The 20,623-nt window shown below is 43.2% G+C and carries 1 protein-coding gene; it reads right to left on the bottom strand.

What is annotated here, in order from left to right:
• Position 1: 1 nt before the first annotated feature.
• Positions 2-20,611 carry a non-ribosomal peptide synthetase gene (locus HDE70_RS11895; protein ID WP_183890284.1) on the bottom strand — a complete coding sequence of 6,870 codons (20,610 nt, stop codon included), beginning with the start codon at positions 20,609-20,611 and terminating at the stop codon, positions 2-4.
• Positions 20,612-20,623: the final 12 nt, after the last annotated feature.

Here is a 20,623-nt window from a genome sequence, read left to right on the forward strand (position 1 = left end):
GCTATAAAGTTTGTTTTATATTCTGTTCAATGTTCATTTCTGTTAACCATTCTGTACAATAAGGTGCATTCACGATGGTAAAGTGATTGGCCTGCGAATAGATGATTTGTACGTCGCTGAAATAATTATCCCAACCCGCTGCTGCCCCTGCATCCCCCCAGTCCTCTCCTTCGAGTTTTGAATTATCAGCCTGTATGAAATTGACCGTCTGGTTTAATTTCTCCTCCATGCTGTAAACAGCTGAAACAGCTGCGCGGAATACCTCCCACATTTTTCCTATTGTTTTTGCAGGAAGCGTATGGACGATTTCACAAATAAACGTCATGTAGTTTTCCGCAGGTAACTGGTTTACTAAACTGGTTACCGCTTTTTCATCCAGCCAGGGCTGACTGAATTTAATCAGCGACCGGAAGTAAGTACCCAGCTTATCAGCCTCTTGTACGGTATAGAAAGAAGAAAGCGGATCTACAAAACAATCCAGTAAAATAACTTTCTCAATCTCTACCCCCGTGCCTTCAGCCTGTCTGATCATTTCATAGATCACAATACCGCCATAACTATGGGCTAATAAAGTGACTCCACCAATTACACCAGTCTGTTTGATCTGCTCCAGGTTATATGCAGCCATGGCTTCAATGCTTGTATTTGGTGTTTCATTTCCGGCAATCCCTTTCATCTGCAAACCATATACAGCACCTTCTCCGGGTAAATTACCAGCCAGGCCAAAATAACCTTCTGTTGAACCCAGTGCCCCTGGAATAATAAAGGCTACTTCTTCTGCCGTTCCCTCTCTTAAAGTTAAAACAGCCGCATCCTGCGCCTCTTCATAGGCATTGATTAATACCTTGATTTCCGCAATGGTCGGGCTTTTCATGATATGGATTAACTGGATATCTTTTCCGAATGCCGTATTGATTTTATGTGTCAGCTGGATCATTGTCAGCGAATTTCCTCCCGCATCAAAGAAATTATCATGAATACCTACCTCTTCTGTTTTCAGCAATTTTGACCAGATCGCAGCCAGTTCAATTTCCATCGCATCAGATGGTGCTATAAAATCCCGGTGGGTAACAGCACTGAGTTCTGCATCAGGTAAAGCTTTCCGGTCTACTTTTCCATTAGAAGACAAAGGGATTTTGTCTATTTCCACAAATAAAGAAGGCACCATATATTCCGGTAAATGAGCCCGCAGATGTTGTTGTAATTCTTCCTTATTCAAAGGATCATGAACCACTACATAAGCGACTAACCGCTTATTCCGGCAGTCATCTTCCACAGTCAGCACTATACCTTGTTTAACCAGAGGGGAAAGTTGCAGAACGGTTTCTATTTCCCCAAGCTCTACTCTGAACCCATTGATCTTTACTTGTCCGTCTTGTCTGCCAAGGAACATTATAAAGCCATCAGGATGCTGGCAGCCCATATCCCCAGTACGGTAAAGCTGTTTTCCCATTTCCGGATGCAGCATAAAACCAGCCGCAGTTTTCTCCGGATCATTGTGATAACCTTTAGCTACCCCAATTCCCCCGATATAAATATCCCCGGGAACATTTACCGGACAAGGGGAAAGATTAGCATCCAGTACATACATTTCCTGATTTCCAAGGGGATAACCGTAAGGAATGCTTTTCCAGGAAGGATCAACTTCGCCTATAGGGAAATAAATAGACCAGATAGATCCTTCTGTCGCTCCACCCAGGCTAATCACTTCACTATCAGGATTCAGCGCCCTGATTCTGCCTGGAAGATCCAGCGGAATCCAATCGCCGCTCATCCAGTACATCCTCAAACTGGAAAGCTGCATTTCCGCGTTATCCTCCTGTCTTTCAATCAGCAGGTTAACAATCTGAGGTACAGAATTCCAAACGGTTACTTTTTCTTCCTGTACATAACGAAGCCAGATATCCGGATTTAATCCCTCCTGCTCTAAAGGCAGAATCAATGTTGCCCCGCAAGCCAGTGTACCAAAGATATCATAGACAGAAAGGTCAAAATTCAGATCAGAGATACCGAATACCTTATCATCTGCCGTGATATTAAAACGTGCGTTCATATCATACAGCGTATTTACGGCGCCTCTGTGATCGATCATCACCCCTTTTGGTTTTCCAGTAGATCCCGAAGTAAAAATGATATAAGCCAGCTCAGTATCCAGTACTTTCACCGTTTCATGTTCCGCAGCCTCCCCGGCAAAAGTATCCTCTTCCAATACGATAACTTTTACGCCTTCAGGACAATGGACTTTGTCCAGATAATCACGCTGTACCAGTACAATACTGGATTCAGTTTGGGAAATCAGCTCATTCATCCTTGCTTGTGGCAAACTGCCTTTCACAGGAATATAATGACCTCCTGCTTTCAGAATACCCATTACACCCCAAACTTGTTCCAGGCTTTTATGAGAAACTATCGCTACCGGTGCATTTGCAGGCAACCCTGATTTCACTAATAAACCAGCCAGGCGGTTCGCCTTGTTATTCAGTTCCCTGTAAGTGATCCGCCCGCCATCATGCACTACTGCAATATGATCTGGTGTTTGCAGCACCTGCTGCTCAAAAAGATCCGAAAGTGTTTTATTTTGCGGATAAGCCACAGCGGTCGCATTGCGTTCATTTAACAGGTAATGAATTTCTTTTGCAGAAAGCATTTCATAAGTCTTAAGCTGTTTTGAGGCATCTTCCAGCACGCCTTTAAGCAGCTCGTTGAAATACTCCATGTGCCGCTTGATTGACGCGGAAGCAAATACATCCTGATCATATTTCAGACTAAGGATAATATCCTTTTTTAAGTCCTGTATTTCTAAGGAATAAACATGTGCCGTTTCCTGGTAAACTTCATCATAGATTTCAACTCCCGATCCGCCTTTCAGCATCTCATCAAAGATATTCTGATAAATGAACGACACCTTAAACGGCGTTTCCCTGGTACCAGAACGATCAAGATTCAGATCTGCCAATAACTTAGGCAATGGATAAGCAGCGTGCGATATCCCATTGATCATTTCCTGCTGAATGTTTTTCACCAGTTCAGCGAAGGTCAGTTCCGGAGATATACGATTACGCAAAATCATCATGTTTACATAATAACCGATGCTGTTTTCGTACTCCTTCCGCGGACGGCCGGCTGTAGGCATTAAGACCAGCAGATCTTCCTCACCAGTCAATTTATGAAGCAGCATGGCATAAATACCAGAGAAGATCACAGATAAATTAACTTTCAGTGCCCGGCTTAACTCTTTCAATTGTTCAACCTGCTGCTGTTCAAGCTGCATCCGTTCAATGCCGATTGTTGTTGTTTTTAGTTTGCCCGGAACATATAAATCATAAGGCAGGTTTAAGATTGGCAATACACCAGACAGATTTTCTCTCCAGTAAGCCAGGCTTTTCTCTCCCATTTTACTCTGCATATAGGTCTGTTCCCATTCTACATAATTGAAATAGGCAAAATCAGGTTCTTTTAAGGCAATCTTCTGCCCGTTTAAAAGCTGCTGATATTTTTCAAAGAGTGAAGCAATAAATACAGAACTCGACATTCCATCAAATATGATATGATGAAAAACCAGCAGGACATAGTTTTTAGCTGCTTTTTGATCTCTTCTGATATATAACCTGACCGGACGGTCTGTTTCCAGGTTAAACGGTGTCCTGATCAGCCCCCAGCAAACTTCTTTGATCTGCTGATCTTCAATCAGATCCTGATCATCTAAATCAACTTCAGCCAGATTGTTGAACTGATTATAAACCTCACCCGTCAATTCATCTGTCAGAAAGCTTGATTTTAAGATCGGATACTCATCCAATGTAAACTGGAAAGCTTTTTTTACCAGTGTATGCTCAATTTTACCCGGTATGATAAAGGATACAGGCACATTATAATTCACATTTTCCGGTTCCAGTTGCTGGATAAACCACAAACCTTTCTGACCTTCTGAAAGCGGATAGCGCTTTTGAACAACCTCTGGTAAAGCTTCTTCCCGCATTTCCTCTTGTGGAGTGAAGACCAGTTCCGGCTGATGTTTAACCAATAATTTATCCTGATATTCTTCCACCAGAAACTCAGCAAGCCCGTCTATAGTTGGATAATTATAGAAAACAGCTGGAGTAAGGTCAGTATCATAGAAATCATTCAGTTCATTGGAATATTTGATCAGCAAAATAGAATCAAAACCATAATCACTTAATTTCTCATCCAGTTCCAGATCACTTTCCGGAAGCTTTAACAATTGCGCTGTGATAGTCAGTAATTTCGCTGCTACTTTTGGATGTAAACCCGCAGGATGTTCTACAGGAGCAGCAGCACTGACCTGTTTCTGTTTCACCACTAGTTTGTTCAGGAACTGTGGCCTTATTTTATCCACTTTTCCATAAACCACTACCCCCTGATTATACGCACTGCCTAACAACTGCTCAAAAATATCAATCCCTGAAGCAGAAGGCAGCGGTAATAATCCATATTGTTTATTCAGATATTCCAGGCTTGCCTGATCAATAGACATCCCGCCTTCTTTCCAGAATGGCCAGTTAATACTAATCGTTTTACCTTGTCTTTTCCCTTTGATACGTTCACTTTCTCTGTAGAAAGCATAATTGTCTAAATAGACATTCGCAGCCGCATAATCTGCCTGCCCTGCGTTTCCTGAGATACCAGCCAGTCCGGAAAAAAAGATCATGAAATCGAGTGCTTCATTTTTAGAAGCCTCATCCAGATTTCTAACCCCGGTAATCTTAGCTTCCAGCACCTCGTGTACTTCTTGCTGCGTTTTATTAATAATCAGGCTGTCCCGGGTAACACCTGCACTATGGATAATCCCATCTATCCGCTGATATTTTTCCTTAACCAGCGCAAGTAAACGGATTACTTCTTCTGAGTTAGTTACATCACAATTGAAGTAATCACCATGTGCTAATCCGGAGATGAAAGCCTTCTTTTCTGCATCTAATTCACCCCGGCCCGCTAAAACTACCTTAGTCTGCGGGATTTTACTGATGTGATTTGCAAAGATACGGCCTACTCCACCTGCGCCCCCCAAAATCAGGTAAACACCCCCTTCTTTGATCTTCAATCCATCACTAGCTGACAGCTCGGTTTCCTGAAGTTTTTTTACTTTTCTGATGCCAGTCTCATAGCGGATTTCCGCATCTGTAGTATTCAGCTCTGCTTGCAGAACCGTTATCAGTTCTGGCATATCCTTAACAGATAAGCGGTCGGTAACGATTAGCTTTCCGCTGATCCCCGGATTTTCCAGGTGAGCTGTTTTTAATAAGCCGGAGATGAAACCATATTCCAGATAATCTTCCTGGCTGCAAACAATCATCAAATGAGAATGGTGTTTTGCCGTTACTTTATTTTGAACCACAGCCATCACATTGAGCAGATATTCTTCAGCGGTTTCCCCTGTAATCACTTCTGTTTCAACACCTAACTCTCCTGTCAGGTTTTCTGCAAGCTGAGCCGGGCCACCAGCCAGAAGGATCAGCGGGACCACCTCATGTTCTTGCTCCACAAAACTCTCTTGTGCCGCAGACTCTTCCCAATTCATATTAAAAATGCAGGCATCTATGACAGATTCAGTCGTTTCCGTTTTCCCCGGCCCATCAACCGGAAGGGTTACAAAATCACAGAAGCTTAATAAAACATCTCCCATTTCATTGACAATATCTACATCATAAATAGTCACAGGGCCATTTCCATGGTTAGTTTTACTTTTTCTTGCATAACTCCAGACTGTGTTTGGTACCTCAGCATAAAACGAGATCTCTTTCACACTGAAAGGAAGCTGTACGCTCGATTTTTTGCCAGCGAAACTAAGCCCCATGCAGGTTTGCAATGCACTATCCAATAAACCAGGAGAAACAGCGAATCCATTTTCCTGAGGCAGAGAGATCTTCGACAAAGCTTCTGATCCGGAATAATACATCGTTTCAATTCCCTGGAAACTGGCACCGTAATCTAACCCCATTTGCTTAAATATGTCGTAGCAAGCTGCGCGTTCGACGGAATCACCTAACCTGCTGCGGATAGCTTTCAGATCCAGACGGTCTTTCGCTGACAGTGGCGCTATTGAAATACGTCCCTGGCTATGCAAACGTTCTTGTCCGGCTACGGAGTAAATTTCATAACTAAGCTCTTCCCCGTAACTTTGTAAACGGATATGTACTTTTTCTTCCTGACCGGTTACACTAACCGGACTCAGCCAGGCCACATTTTTCAGGCCGGTTACTGTTTGCGATAAAGCTTCTGTACCAGCCGTCCTGGCCATTTCCAGATAAGCTACACCTGGTAATATTTTCCTGGATTGTATTTGATGATCTACCAAAAACTTTTCTTTTCCAGTGAAAACACTTGTAAACTGAAGCGCTTTAACCGTTGAAGTATTCTGGTGTAACAGTGGATGTAAATAGCTATGATGTTGCTGACTCACTAAATTTTTCGCTTCAGGTACCCAATACCTTTGACGGGCAAAAGCATAAGCTGGTAAGCTGATTCTTTTTGGCTTGCCCTGAGTATACAATAAGTCCCAGCTAATTGCAATTCCTTTAGTCCATAACAGCGCAATAGACTTGATTTCTCCATGCGAAACCGCATAATCAATATAAGCCTGCCCTGCTCCGCCTTCCAGTAAAAAGTCTGCTTTATTCTTTTTAATATTGCCCGTCATTAACTGCTCTGTATTACCATTTAAGAAGTCAGTAAGCTGTTTATTCAGTTCTGCACGATCTGAAGCAATGATAGCCAGACGTTCTTCCATCGGCTGTCTGCCTTTTTGCAAGGTATAGGCAATTTCATGCAGCAGGCTGTCTGGATTACGTTCCAGCCAGGAAACAAGATTCTTAACCTGATGCTGAAGTCTTTCTGCATTTTTAGCAGAAATTACAATGATAGCGGGGCCTGTAGCAGCCACAGCAGGCCTGTTATCCTGATATTCTTCAATGATCATATGGACATTAGTCCCACTAAAACCAAAGCTGTTAATTGCGGCACGCCTTGGACTGTTATTTTCAGTTGCCCAGTCCATTAGTTTTGACTCCACCTTGAAAGGACTGTTCAGCATGTCAATTAAAGGATTACATTCCTCATAATTCAATGAAGGAGGCAACTGTTTATGTTTTAAGGATAACATGATTTTCATTACCCCTGCTACGCCCGCAGCAACCAGTGTATGGCCGATATTGGTTTTAACGCTTCCAATGGTGCAATACTGTTTACGCGCTGTATATTGTCTAAAAGCATGTGTTAAAGCATCTAGTTCAATAGGATCGCCTAAACTTGTTCCTGTGCCATGTGCTTCTACATAAGAAATTGTTTCCGGATTGATCTTAAACTTCTGGTAAACCTCTTTTTCCAATTCCTGCTGCGCTAAAACACTTGGCGCAGTAATCCCATTCGAGGCACCATCCTGATTTGTTAAACTCGCTTTGATTACACCATAAATACGGTCACCATCCCTTTCTGCATCTGCAAGACGCTTCATGATCACGACCCCTACACCTTCGCCCGGAACAAAACCGTCTGCACGTTTATCGAAAGTATAACACTGTCCGCCAGCAGACATCATCCCTGCCCGGTCAGCCAGCGAATAAAAACCAGGAGTGGTCATTATATTGACCCCACCAGCAATAATCAGGTCAGTTTCACCTTTTTGCAAACTGCTGCATCCCATGTCCATCGCTAACAGAGAACTTGAACAGGCTGTGTCTACAGAAACCGCAGGCCCTTTTAAATCCAGTAAATAAGAAATTCTGGCCGCTAATACTGCACTGGAATTGCCCCACATTACTGAAGCTTCTTCACATTCGCGGATACTGTAATCACTCGGTGCAACTCCCGCATAAACCCCGCACTTGCTGCCTTTTAAACTTTTCGGATTAATCGCTGCATCCTCTATCGCTTTCCAGCAATGCTCTAAGAACAAACGCTGTTGAGGGTCCATCAACTCAGCTTCATTTCCAGAGATCTTAAAGAATACCGGATCGAACTTGTCGATATCCAGCATAAAACTTCCCGTCCATTTAAAACTTTCCTTATTGACATACCCCTGCCATCTGCTGTCCGGTAAATCGCCCACCAGGCTTTTCCCGTTCTTTAACACTTCCCAAAAAGTATCCATATCATTTGCAGCACCAAACTGGCCGCTCATACCGATCACAGCGATATCATTCCCGGCTGCATAAACAGGTTCAGCAGGAACCGTAGATGCTGTAAAACGCGTTTTCACAGATGCGCTTAACGAATTAACGACTACTGGGTCTGCAATTTCTACAGTCAATTCTGTTTGCAATATTTCCCCAAAGTTCTGTTGCAGAAAATCTGCCAGCTGTTGTATATTGTTATAACTGAAGATATCAGTAGGCTTCAATGCCACATTTAATGTTTCATTGATGTTTTTAACCAGTTCCATACTCAGGATAGAATCAAATCCATAATCCATAAACTGGCTCTCTATATCGAATTCACCGGGTGGAAGTTTAATCAGCGCCGCAGCGATGTTAACCACTTTATTAACCAGGGTTTTATTATCCATTGCTTTTTTCATTACTGGTTCATTATGCTTGATTATTGTATTTTGCAGAACAGGTGCTTGTTTGTTCTGCCGAGGAATTATGCTGGTCACTTTTAAACCGTGCTGAATCATTCCATCGCTGAGTGCACATACAATCTGCTGAGAAAGATCAGTCAGGCCCGGATAGCTTTTTACCTGCGAATAGCCTGTTTCTGTTAACACAGTCTTCCAGCCTGCTGCTGATAAACCAGGGCTGCCTTTTAACCTGATTCCTGCATCCTCATAAAGCCACCAGCCGTCCAGTAAACCAAAAGTAAGTGTGGTAAAAAGTTCGGTCCGTGCAATTTCATTCAGGATAAACAGGCCATTTTTCTTCAGTAAAGTCTTGATATTGTTTAGCGTTACGGTCATGTTTTTAGTCGCATGTACCACATTGGCCCCAATCACAATATCATAACTTCCAAGAGCAACCTGCTGCTGAGCAGGAGCCTGCTCGATGTTAAGGATCGCCGTCTCCAGATATGGAGCAATGCCTTTGAAATGCTGTTCCGCATAGCTCAGGAAGCTGCGTGACAAATCAGTGTACAGATAAAAAAGATGTTCTTTATAAGGCTCCAGTGCTTTGAAAACCACCTGGCTCGTGCCACCCGTTCCGGCGCCAACTTCCAGTATCCTGATCTTTTCACCAGTCTGTAAGTAAGGAATGCTCTGAGCAACACTATTTTTGACAATACTGGCTAATAAATTATTGAAATAATCAGATTGCGCATTTCCTTTGTAAATACCACTCACATACTCCATACTTCCCCCGGGGAACATGACGGTGGTTGCTTGCTGTTTTCCACGTAAAATCTCCTGGAAAGCCGCTAAACAGATTTGCAGTAGCGCCCCATGCGGGCGATATTCCTGTTCCTGCGTTACCAGTGCATTCATTTGCTGTTCAAAACTGAAATTGATAAGTTCCGATTGAATAGCAGGATCAATAGTAATTTGTGAATCTTTTACAGTAAGGTAGTTTTGCTCCTGGAGCAATCCGATCAGCACAAAGAATAGCTGCTCATATTTATCATGGATAGTTAATGCTGTTCTCAGGCTACTTAAAGTCTGTCCTGCTTGTTGCTGCTGTATTAAACCCATTTCCAGCAAAACTTTTAACAGCCCTTTACAACAAAGGGTTTTAAAAGTTAAATCCAGCTGATCTGCTTTAGGATAAACTAACTCATCAGGTTTTGCCAATTGCAATATGGATAATGCTTTTACAGCCGAAATTTCCAGATCCTGACGCATAGCCGGTATGGATGCCGCTGCCGCAGCAGATAGTTTAATCGCAACAACCTGCTGCTGTTCACTGCCGATCACCATTTCCAATAACTGCATACCTTCTTCAGCACTGATGCTCTCTACACCAGCCTGTTTCATTTTATCTTTATAACCATCCGCTGCCACTACACCAACTTCACCCCAGAATCCCCAGTTGATAATTTTCACAGGGATACGCCCGCTATTTACGCTTAACGCATAACTGTCTTTATAAGCACAACCTGCGGCATAGTTACTCTGACCCGGCGCATGAACCAATGCCTGTACAGAAGAGTAAAAACAGATGAAATCCATTGGCTCCTGTCCAAAAACATCCACCAGGTTAGAACTGGCCACAGATTTAGGAATAAAAGCTTTATTAAAATCCTCTTCAGTCATATTCTTCAGCAGCCTGTCCTGAAGGACAATTGCCGAATGAAAAAGACCATGTATTTCCTGGTGATTTTCTCTGATCAGCTGATAGGCTTTTTCAACATCTGAGAGCTTAGCAGCATCACATTGATAGTATTCAGGCTTCACGCCTAATCTTGAAATTTCTTCCTGAGCCGCCTGAATAGCCGCATCTACGGGTCTTCTTCCCAGCCAGATAACCTGAGCCTGATAATGCTTTACCAAATACGCAGTGGTTACTTTGCCTAACCCACCAGCACCACCTAATAAGATATAAACACCAGATTTTCTGAATTTTGAAGACTTCACCTCTGGTAAAACTAAAGGACAAAGCTGTTGTCTGTAATAATGGTGCGCTCTTAAACAGGTCACTGCATTTTCTTTATTTAAGCTGGTAGCAAACAGCGTTGACCAATCCGGTTCCACTGGCATTTGAGGATCATCGGACAGTTCCAGATCAATTCTGCTGATTGACCATTGCGGCTGTTCTTTAACCAGTGCGCCAATCAATCCGTTAATCCCGCTACCAGCTGCTGTGACTACGTCACCAGAAAATACCTGCTGCGTTTGACACGTAAATACGGTTAGTTTTAAATCTTTGGCTGCTGCATTCAATAACTGTTTTACGCTTGTAAATACAGCCATTTCGTGATCCGGTCCTTCTGTTAATCCCGGAAGTCCCTGCAAAAGATAAACACCTGCAAGCTCCTCAGGAATAGTTTCCAGTTTTTCAACGATCGAAACTTCTGCTCCCTGATCCGTTAACCATTGGCCAAGCCGCTGTGCAAATACCGGGTTAGAATTTCCAGTAACCAGTACTTGTTTTCCTGAAATTGGCGCGGAAACAGCGGGTAATGTTATTATCCGGTCCCATACAGGTTTGTAAGCCATAGATGACCTGCCTTTTAAGCCATCTTCTGACTGCTGCTCAGGGACTAAGATCAGGTCTTTGAAACGCAGTAAAACATCTCCCATCGCATTCAGCACATCAAGCTGACAACAAATAGTATCCTTCGCTTGTCTTTCAAAAACTGCGTGACACCAGATTACAGCAGGCAATGTTCCAAAAATCGTTATTTCGGCAGCTCCGGAAAGCTGATATAATGAACGTTCACCCTGACTCAATAACCAGCCAGTGCACGTTTGTATAGCACTATCCAGTAATCCCGGAGATAAAATGAAACCATCCGTTACCGGCAGCTCTATTTTTGACAGTGCCTGTGTCTCATCATAATATAAATTTGATATTCCCTGAAAATCAATCCCATGGTTTTTACCCGCATCGGCAAACAATTGATAAAGTTCATCTTTTTTGATCTCGTGCTGGTAATGCTTTAATAAAGCCTGAATATCTTTTTGATCCGGCACTTGCTGAAGCGTTGCGTTCAATAAACCCAACCCGCTAAGTTGTTCTTTTTGCGCTTGATGCTGGGTGTAAATTTCATAACCAATATCATTTCCGGCAGCAAACAGATTGATCTGTACTTTAGCCGGAGATCCATTTACCCGGATAGGATCCATCCAGGTCACGTCCTTGATTTGTGTAATACGTTGACGCAAACTGCGCTCACCCGCTTCTCTTGCCAGTTCAAGCAATGCTGTAGCTGGCAACTCTTTATTGTTGGGGATGTGGCACTTGGTTAAAAAATCTTCTTTACCTGTGTAAGTGCTGGTAAACTTTTGTGCGCTCAGATCAGACTCATTGCTGTGCAGCAGCGGATGTAAACTGGCTGTTCCGTTTTGGATAATTTCTTTGTTGACTACAGGAATCCAGTACCGGTCTTTCACAAAAGGATAGGCCGGCAAACTGATCCGGGAAGGTAAGCCCTGCTGATAAAGCAGGTTCCAATCTGTAGCCTTTCCTTTGACCCATGCCCGGGCAATAGCCAGCGCGTCATTTCCTTCAGCAATAGTTTCCCCTTTACGGATATTGCCGGCAATTGAATTTGCTGTTTCCCCTTGATGATAACTGGTTAACTGTACCAGCAAATCTTCAATACTACCTGCAATAAACGCCAGACGTTCGTCCATAGCCTCTCTGCCGGTTTGCAGTGTATAGGCCAGATTGTACAAATTGGTTTGCGGATACGCTTCCAAAAAGTATTTTAAATTACTGACCTGAATTGGAATACGGCTGGCCTGTTTAGCGGAAAGGATAATGATCGCAGGCATTTCATAAGCGTAGGATTGAGCTGGTAATCCCTGATACTCCTGGATAATGAGATGCGCATTGCTACCTCCCGCACCAAAACCGCTGATGCCTGCAATACGAGGCTTACCTGCTATGGAAGGCCATTCTTCTAAAGTCTGCTGTACTTTAAACGGGCTGTTTGCAAAATCAATGTCCGGATTCAAAGCCGCTGAATGCAGCGATGGAACCAGTTGTTGATGCTGAAGCTGCAAAATCACTTTTGTTAAACCCGAAATACCAGCCGCAGATTCACAGTGTCCGATATTGGACTTTACTGAGCCAATACTGCAAAATTGTTTATCTGTGGTTTCAAATGCCCTGGTTAAACCAGCAATCTCTATGGGATCGCCCAGACTTGTACCTGTTCCATGTGCTTCGATATAACTAAAATCACTAGTTTTTACCCCAGCTTTTTTCATCGCCGCCCGAATAACCGCGGCCTGTGCTTTAGGATTAGGGACCGTATACCCATTCGTTTTACCGCCGTGATTTAAGGCCGTGCCTTTAACCAGACCATAAATATGGTCACCATCTTTGATTGCTTCGCTCAGGCGCTTTAATAAGACCGTTCCTACACCTTCTCCGGGTACATAACCATCCCCGCCTTCTCCGAAGCTTTCACAACGGCCCGCACCAGACACAAAACGTCCCTGGCTTAACATCAGGTATTTGTTTGGATGTACGCTGACATTGACCCCTCCGGCAATGGCCATATCCGTATCTCCCGTCAATATATCTTTACAGGCCAGATGTATGGCTGTTAATGACGACGAACACATCGTATCTACCGCCATGCTTGGCCCGTTAAAGTTGAAAAAGTAAGAAACCCTGTTTGCGATACCGCTGGCAATGCCGGCAGGGGTCACAAAATTCCCTTTCATTCTTTCTTCTGCACCAAACAATTGGTATTCCTCATACATCACGCCCGCATAAACACCTATTCTTCTGGCTATTCCTGTTTGCTGATCTTCGGCCCTCAAACTTTCACGGGTATAACCTGCATCTTCCATCGTTTCCCAAACTGTTTGTATAAACAGCCTTTCCTGAGGATCCATTAATTCTGCTTCTCTTGGAGAAATATTGAAAAATAAAGGATCGAACTTATCAATATCATTCATGAACCCGCCCCACTTGCTATAACTCTTGCCGGGCTGTCCTTTTTCCTGGTGATATATTTCTTCTGCATTCCACCTGTCTTCAGGGACTTCGGTAATACAGTCTTTCCCTGCTTTAAGATTCTCCCAGAATTCTGAGAGATTATTTGCACCGGGATAACGTCCGCTGATCCCAATGATGGCAATAGCTTCAGTTAAATTATTTTGTTGTTGCGGAACCGCCGCAAAACGCTGACGTCTGTTTTGATTAATGAAAGGCGTTCCGGTCAGGACGGTTTCCTGTTGAACAGCTGAATCCACAGGAACTGAAGCAGCAGCCAAACCTGTAAGCGCTAATAGCTGTGAACGGTGAGCTTCCACGAAATAACCACAAAGTTCTTTCAGGCTCAGGTACTCGAAAAACAAAGTACGCGGCAGCTTACCAAATACTTCTTCTAAACGATTGGATAGTCTGATTACCAGCACAGAATCAATTCCGTAATTTTCAAAAGGAACCTCTGGCAATAGTTTTTCTTCTGGCATTCTTAACTCCTTAGCCAGTAATTTGCGGAGGTAAGTTACAGTAGCATCATTCAAAACCTGGTCGGTTACTGCAACTGTTACAGCTACAACATCCGATGTTTTTATCGATTCATTCAGTAAAGATTCAGCGTTTTCGATAAGCTGATCAACCAGGCTGGATTGCTTAGCAGTCTGGCCATACAGTACCATTCCCTGTACAGTTTTACTGTTCAATAAATCTTCAAACGCTTCCAACCCTGCTGCTGTTGGCATTGGGACTAAACCGAAATGCAGTTCCATATAGGTTTCACTTTCTGCATCCAGCTGCATCCCGCCGTCTTTCCATAAAGGCCAGTTAATGCTTAGTGTTTTACCCCGGCGTCTTCCCTGAAGGCGCTCATTTTCTCTATAATAAGCGTAGTTATCAACCCAGGCATTTGCAGCTGCATAATCTGATTGCCCTGCATTGCCATTGACTCCGGCTACAGAAGAACAGCTGACCATGAAATCCAGCGCTATGTTTTTCGTTGCAAGATCGAGGTTTCTCGTCCCCTTTATTTTAGCAGCAAAAACCTGTTTAACCTCTGCTGTTGTTTTATGAAGGATTAAACTATCACGGATCACACCTGCGCTATGGATAATCCCGTCCAATTTCTTATGTTCAGCAAGAATGTTTTTAATCAGCTCATTCACAGCCACTCCATCACTTACATCACAGTTATAATAGGTCGCATTTCCAAGCAGGCCGACCGCTCTTTGCTGAGCCGGGTTTAATGACTCACTTCTACCTGTTAAAATTAGCTTTGTACCCTTTGTTTTACTAATATACTGCGCAAAGATCAGCCCTAATCCACCAACACCGCCAGTAATCAGGTATACACCACCCTTTTTGATTTTAACAGCAGCTTTTTTTGATGTTTTTGTCAATAGACTTTCCATCGTTCTCACTTCACGCAGCCCCGCCTGATAGCGTATTTCCTGATCAATCGTCTGCTGTTCAGCAGCGATTACACCAGTCAGCTCTTCTATATTCTGGAATATACCTTCTTCTACACTGATCAGCTTACCTGTGATTTTCGGATTTTCCTGCGTTAATGTTTTTAATAAGCCTGTAATAAATCCATATTGGCTATAGTTATCCATACTGCATACCACCATCACATGTGCCGGATTTTTGTGTGGCATCAATACTTTGGCGATGGTCAGTATTTCGTTAAAGAAGTCTTCTTCATTGATATGATTACTGGCTTTAATAACTAAAGAGAGATTCTCCTGAAGTCCGGCAGCCATAGCTTCAGTGCCTCCTGCCAGGATAATTAAGGGCGTTACCGCTGTTGAAGAAACGAAAGGCTGTGGTTCAGCTTTCCAGTTATCCGAGAATAAATGCAATCCATTTACCTTTTGCAGCACAGGCTTAGCTTTACTTTCTGAGGTAACCTGCTGAAGTTGTGCATCGGCATTAACCGCTGTTTCTGATTTGGCAAAGCCATTCAGTGGCAATAGTACCAGCTCCTTAAAACTGATCAGCACTTGCCCTTCAGCATCCAGCAAGTGAACATCATAACTGCTCACCCGGCTGCCCGCTCTGTTCTTTTTAGCATAACACCATAACTCATCTGGTAGAGCCTGATAGATATTAAGTTCGGTAACACTGAACGGTAATAAGAGCTCTTTACTGCTTTTGCCCAGTTGCATGCCAATACAGGTTTGCAAAGCACTATCCAGTACACCTGGATTAAGTACATAGGTGTAATCCACTGGTAAGGAAATCCGGGATAATACAACATCCTCACTATAGTACAATGCTTTTATACCGCGGAAACTGCTACCGTATTCAAGTCCTGCTCCGCTAAATAAGTTATAACAAGCCCCGCCACTTATTTCTTGTGTTAAAGTTGATCTTATTTTATCCAGATCTTGCTTTTCAGGGCTGTCCAGCTCTTTTGTCGTTAATACTCCTTTGCAATGCAAAAGTTCTTCAGTACCATTATTGGTATAAATCTCATACTCAATCTCCTGATCAGCAGCAAACAGGCTCGTAAACACAGTTTGAGGAGCTGTTTCTACCTTTATCGGGCTAAACCACGTGACCTCTTTTAATTGGGTAATCTTTTCCTGAACGGACTGCTCACCCGCAGCTCTCGCTAATTCCAGATAAGCTACGCCAGGCAATATTTTCACCTGCTGCACCTGATGATGCATCAGAAAAGATTCCTTCCCGGTATAAATACTGGTAAACTGCTGTTCCTGCAAGCTTGAAGAGTTACTATGCAGTAAAGGATGTAGTTTAGATGAGCCCCTAACCGACAATTCGCCTTCCCCTTGCGGAAACCAGTAACGCTCATTTGCAAACGGATAAGCAGGTAAACCAATGAGTGATGGCTTAAGCCCAGTATACAATAAATTCCAGTCGATATTAACTCCCTTAGCCCATAATTGAGCAAGAGCATGGCTTTCTTTTTCGCGGATTGCACTTTCCAGATAGGCTTTACCAGACTTTCCTTCCAATGAAATTCCAGGATGGTCTTTACGGGTATTCCCGATATACAGCTCCTGTACCTTTTGATTTTGATAGTCGGCAAGCAGCAAGAGTAAATCTTCCCTGTCTGAAGCTATAAAAGCTAACCGCTCTTCCATAGCCTCCCTTCCGGTCTGCAAAGTATAAGCAAGATCGTCAAGGTTCAGCTCAGGATGTGCCTCAACATAACTTTTCAAATTGGTTACGACCTCTTTAAGCCGATCCGTATCTCTTGCCGACAACACCATAACCGGAGGAATAACCGCTGTGTATGAGTTAGTTTCAGCAGGGATGTATTCCGCTATGATCAAATGTGCATTACTGCCCCCTGCTCCAAACCCGCTAATGCCCGCAATACGAGGTTTATTATTCAATGCTGGCCATTCTCCCAGTTCCTGCTGAACTTTAAATGGGGTATTTTCAAAATCTATATTGGGGTTCAGCTTAGCAGAATGGAGCGAAGGAACCAATTGGCGATGTTTTAATTGCAACAATACTTTGGTCAACCCGGATATTCCAGCAGCCGATTCACAGTGACCGATATTCGATTTCACAGAACCGATACTGCAAAATTGTTTGTTTTTAGCGTCAAAAGCTTTAGCCAGCCCTGCAATTTCTATAGGATCGCCCAAACTTGTTCCTGTACCGTGTGCCTCGATATAACTGAAATCTTCTGCTTTTACCCCCGCTTTTTTCATAGCAGCTTTAATCACTGCTGCCTGCGCTTTTGGATTAGGGACGGTATAGCCATTAGTTTTACCACCGTGGTTTAATGAACTGCCTTTAATCAGGCCGTAAATACGGTCACCATCGGCCAATGCCTGGCTCAATGATTTAAGCAATACTGCGCCTACACCTTCACCCGGTACATAACCTTCTCCACCTTCTCCGAAGCTTTCACATCGCCCCTGGCTGGAAACAAACATGCCCTGACTTAGCATCAGATACTTGTTGGGATGTACGCTTAGATTGACCCCACCCGCAAGAGCCATGGTACAACTACCGTTCTGAATACTCTCACAAGCCAGATGTATAGCCGTTAAAGAGGAAGAACACATCGTGTCAATAGCCATACTTGGCCCATGAAAATTGAAGAAATAAGATACACGGTTCGCAATACTGCTGATACTTCCTCCGGGATTGACAAAGTTACCTTTGGCACTTTCTTCTGCACCAAACAGCGGATATTCTTCATACATCACGCCTACATATACGCCCACTTGCGCACCCAAAGCATTTTTACCTTTTTCCCCTTGTAACTTAGTTTTGGTATACCCGGCATCTTCCAGTGTCTCCCACGCAGTCTGAAGAAATAGACGTGCTTGTGGATCCATTAATTCTGCTTCACGAACAGAAATATTGAAAAACAAGGGATCAAAATGATCCATATGCTCCAGAAACCCGCCCCATTTACTATAACTTTTACCAGCCTTCCCTTTTTCCTGGTCATAAAAATCTGTCAGATCCCAGCGGTCTGCCGGAATTTCTGTGATGCTATCTTTCCCTGCCTTTAAGTTTTCCCAGAAATCTGCAATGGTTTTAGCTCCTGGATATCTTCCACCCAGACCGATAATTGCAACCGGTTCGTTCGCAACCGAAGTTGCTGCTGGATTTATTATTTCTTTTGATTTGACAACCGGAGTATGATTCAGGATTACTTTTTCAGTAGTGTCACTCAGTTGATCAATAACTTCAGAATAATCAGCTGACAAAACAGATAATGAAGTCTTTACACCTGTAAGCTGTATCAGTTTCTCAGGATAACCCTCCACAAAATATTCCGTTAATTCCGCTAAGGTCTGACATTCAAAAAACAAGGTTCTGGGTATCCTTTCGAAAACAGCTTCCAGTACATTTGTCAATTTGGTGATCATAATGGAATCAATTCCGTACTGTTCAAAAGGAGTTTCTGCATCCAGTTTTTCTTCCTTCATCCGAAGCTCTTTAGTCAAAAGACCACGCAGATAAGTCAATGATGCAGCATACAGCACATCATCAGTTACAGTTGCCTGCTTAGCTTTCTCAGTCTTCATGCCTGAAGTTGTTTCGGGTTGAGCTAACAGCGCAGTTAATTTATCCGGATTACCATATAAAACAATTCCCTGTACAGTTGAACTGCTTAACAAGCGCTCCAAAGCTGCAAGCCCGTCAGCAGCTGGCATCGGCAACAGGCCAAAATGATTAGCCATATATTTTTCCTGAGCAGCATCAATCTGCATTCCGCCTTCTTTCCATAATGGCCAGTTGATGCTCAGGGTTTTTCCTGTTCTTTTACCTTGCAGACGCTCCTGCTCACGGTATTGTGCATAATGATCAAGCCATGCATTCGCAGCAGCATAATCTGACTGCCCCTTATTTCCAAAAACCCCGGCCAGTGAAGAACAATAAACCATAAAGTCAAGCTGCTCATGCTGCGTTGCCTCGTCTAAGTTTTTAGCGCCGTTAACCTTTGCATAGAAAACTTCCTGAACTTCGGTTGCTGTTTTATTCATCAGCAAACTATCCCGGGTTAATCCGGCACTATGAATGATTCCATCTAACCCGCCATATTCAGTCTTGATCTTTTCTATTAAAGCCTTTACCTCTGCTAAATGGGTTACATCACAACGTTCATAGACAGTATGCGGCAATTCTTTTAATGTTTCTTTTTGTGCAGTATTCAAAACGCTTCTGCCTGCAAGGATTATTTTTGTTCCGGCTACCTTATTAAGATAATCAGCAAAAATCAACCCTAACCCACCAGCACCACCAGTGATCAGGTATACTCCGTTTTCTTTAATTCTGCTTTCCTGCTGTAAAACAGAAACCGGATTTAAAACATTAACCTCTCTTTCTCCTTTTTGGTAACGTACTTCTGCTGCTGAATTTCCTTGTTCTGCCAGCAGGATTTCCGTTAAGTTATCCAGTTCATTGATAACAAGGCTTTCTACCCCGATCATCTTTCCAATAAATAGTGGATTTTCTTGTACAACTGTCTTTAACAGTCCCGAAATAAAGCTGTAATCCAGTTCATCTGCTATTGTATAAACAAAATTCACCGTCAACTTAGAAAGTTTTCTTTGCTGTAATTCTTCCATTAACTGGATAAAAACAGCATCGGGAGTACTTTCAATGATTATCCTCACTTCACACGCCAATCTTTCTTCCAGTTTTTCTGCGAGTACAGCAGCTCCGCCAGCCAGAAAAACCAGGGGATTAGTATCCGATTCTTTCGACGCCTGTTTATCGCTATGAATAGCCTCAGCTTGCCAATTGTGGCTATATAAGTGCAGGCCTGTTACTGTGTTTTTAGGCACTAATGGTAAAACCACCAGCTCAGTAAAACTAATCAGCACCTCTCCTGCTTCGTTTAACAGTTCAATATCATAACTGCTTGCCAGTTTACCAGACCTGTTTTTTCTGACATAACACCATATTTCTTCAGGTAACGCCTGATAAATATTAAGTTCCCTTACACTATAAGGCAACATCAGCTGCTGGCTCCCGTCTATAAGACTGATCCCCATGCAGGTTTGCAATGCGCTGTCCATCAGACCAGGTGACCACAGGAAACCTTCCTGCGCCGGCAAAGCAATTTTGGATAAGGCTGCTTCTGCGCTATAATAGATCTGCTGGATTCCCTGAAAGGTTTTTCCATAGTCTAGCCCTACCGAACGAAATATCTCATAAAAACCTGCGCCGTCCAGCACATCAGCTTTAGCTTCGCTTTGCGTAAAACTATTCCGCAATTCGCTGATATTCTTTGTTTCCGGCGCCTGCTGTAAAAATGTACTCAGGATTCCCTGTCCATGTAAAGTCTTTGCTCCGTCTTTTGTATAAATCTCATAAGTAAACGCATTCGCTGTGTGCTGAATGCTGATCTGAAGTTCCACAGGTGCTGCATTGACCTTTACGGGATGCAACCAGTTGACCTCTTTGAATTGAGTTATAGCTGCTTGTGCTACATAAGCTCCTGCCGCTCTGGCCATTTCAAGATAAGCGACACCAGGCAAAACCTGTTCCCCCATTACCTGATGATCTGTTAAAAAGAATTCTTTTCCGGTATATATACTGCTGAATTGATGTTGTTGTTTCATAGTAGGTGTCAA

The sequence above is a fragment of the Pedobacter cryoconitis genome, assembly GCF_014200595.1.
Lineage (GTDB): Bacteria > Bacteroidota > Bacteroidia > Sphingobacteriales > Sphingobacteriaceae > Pedobacter > Pedobacter cryoconitis_C.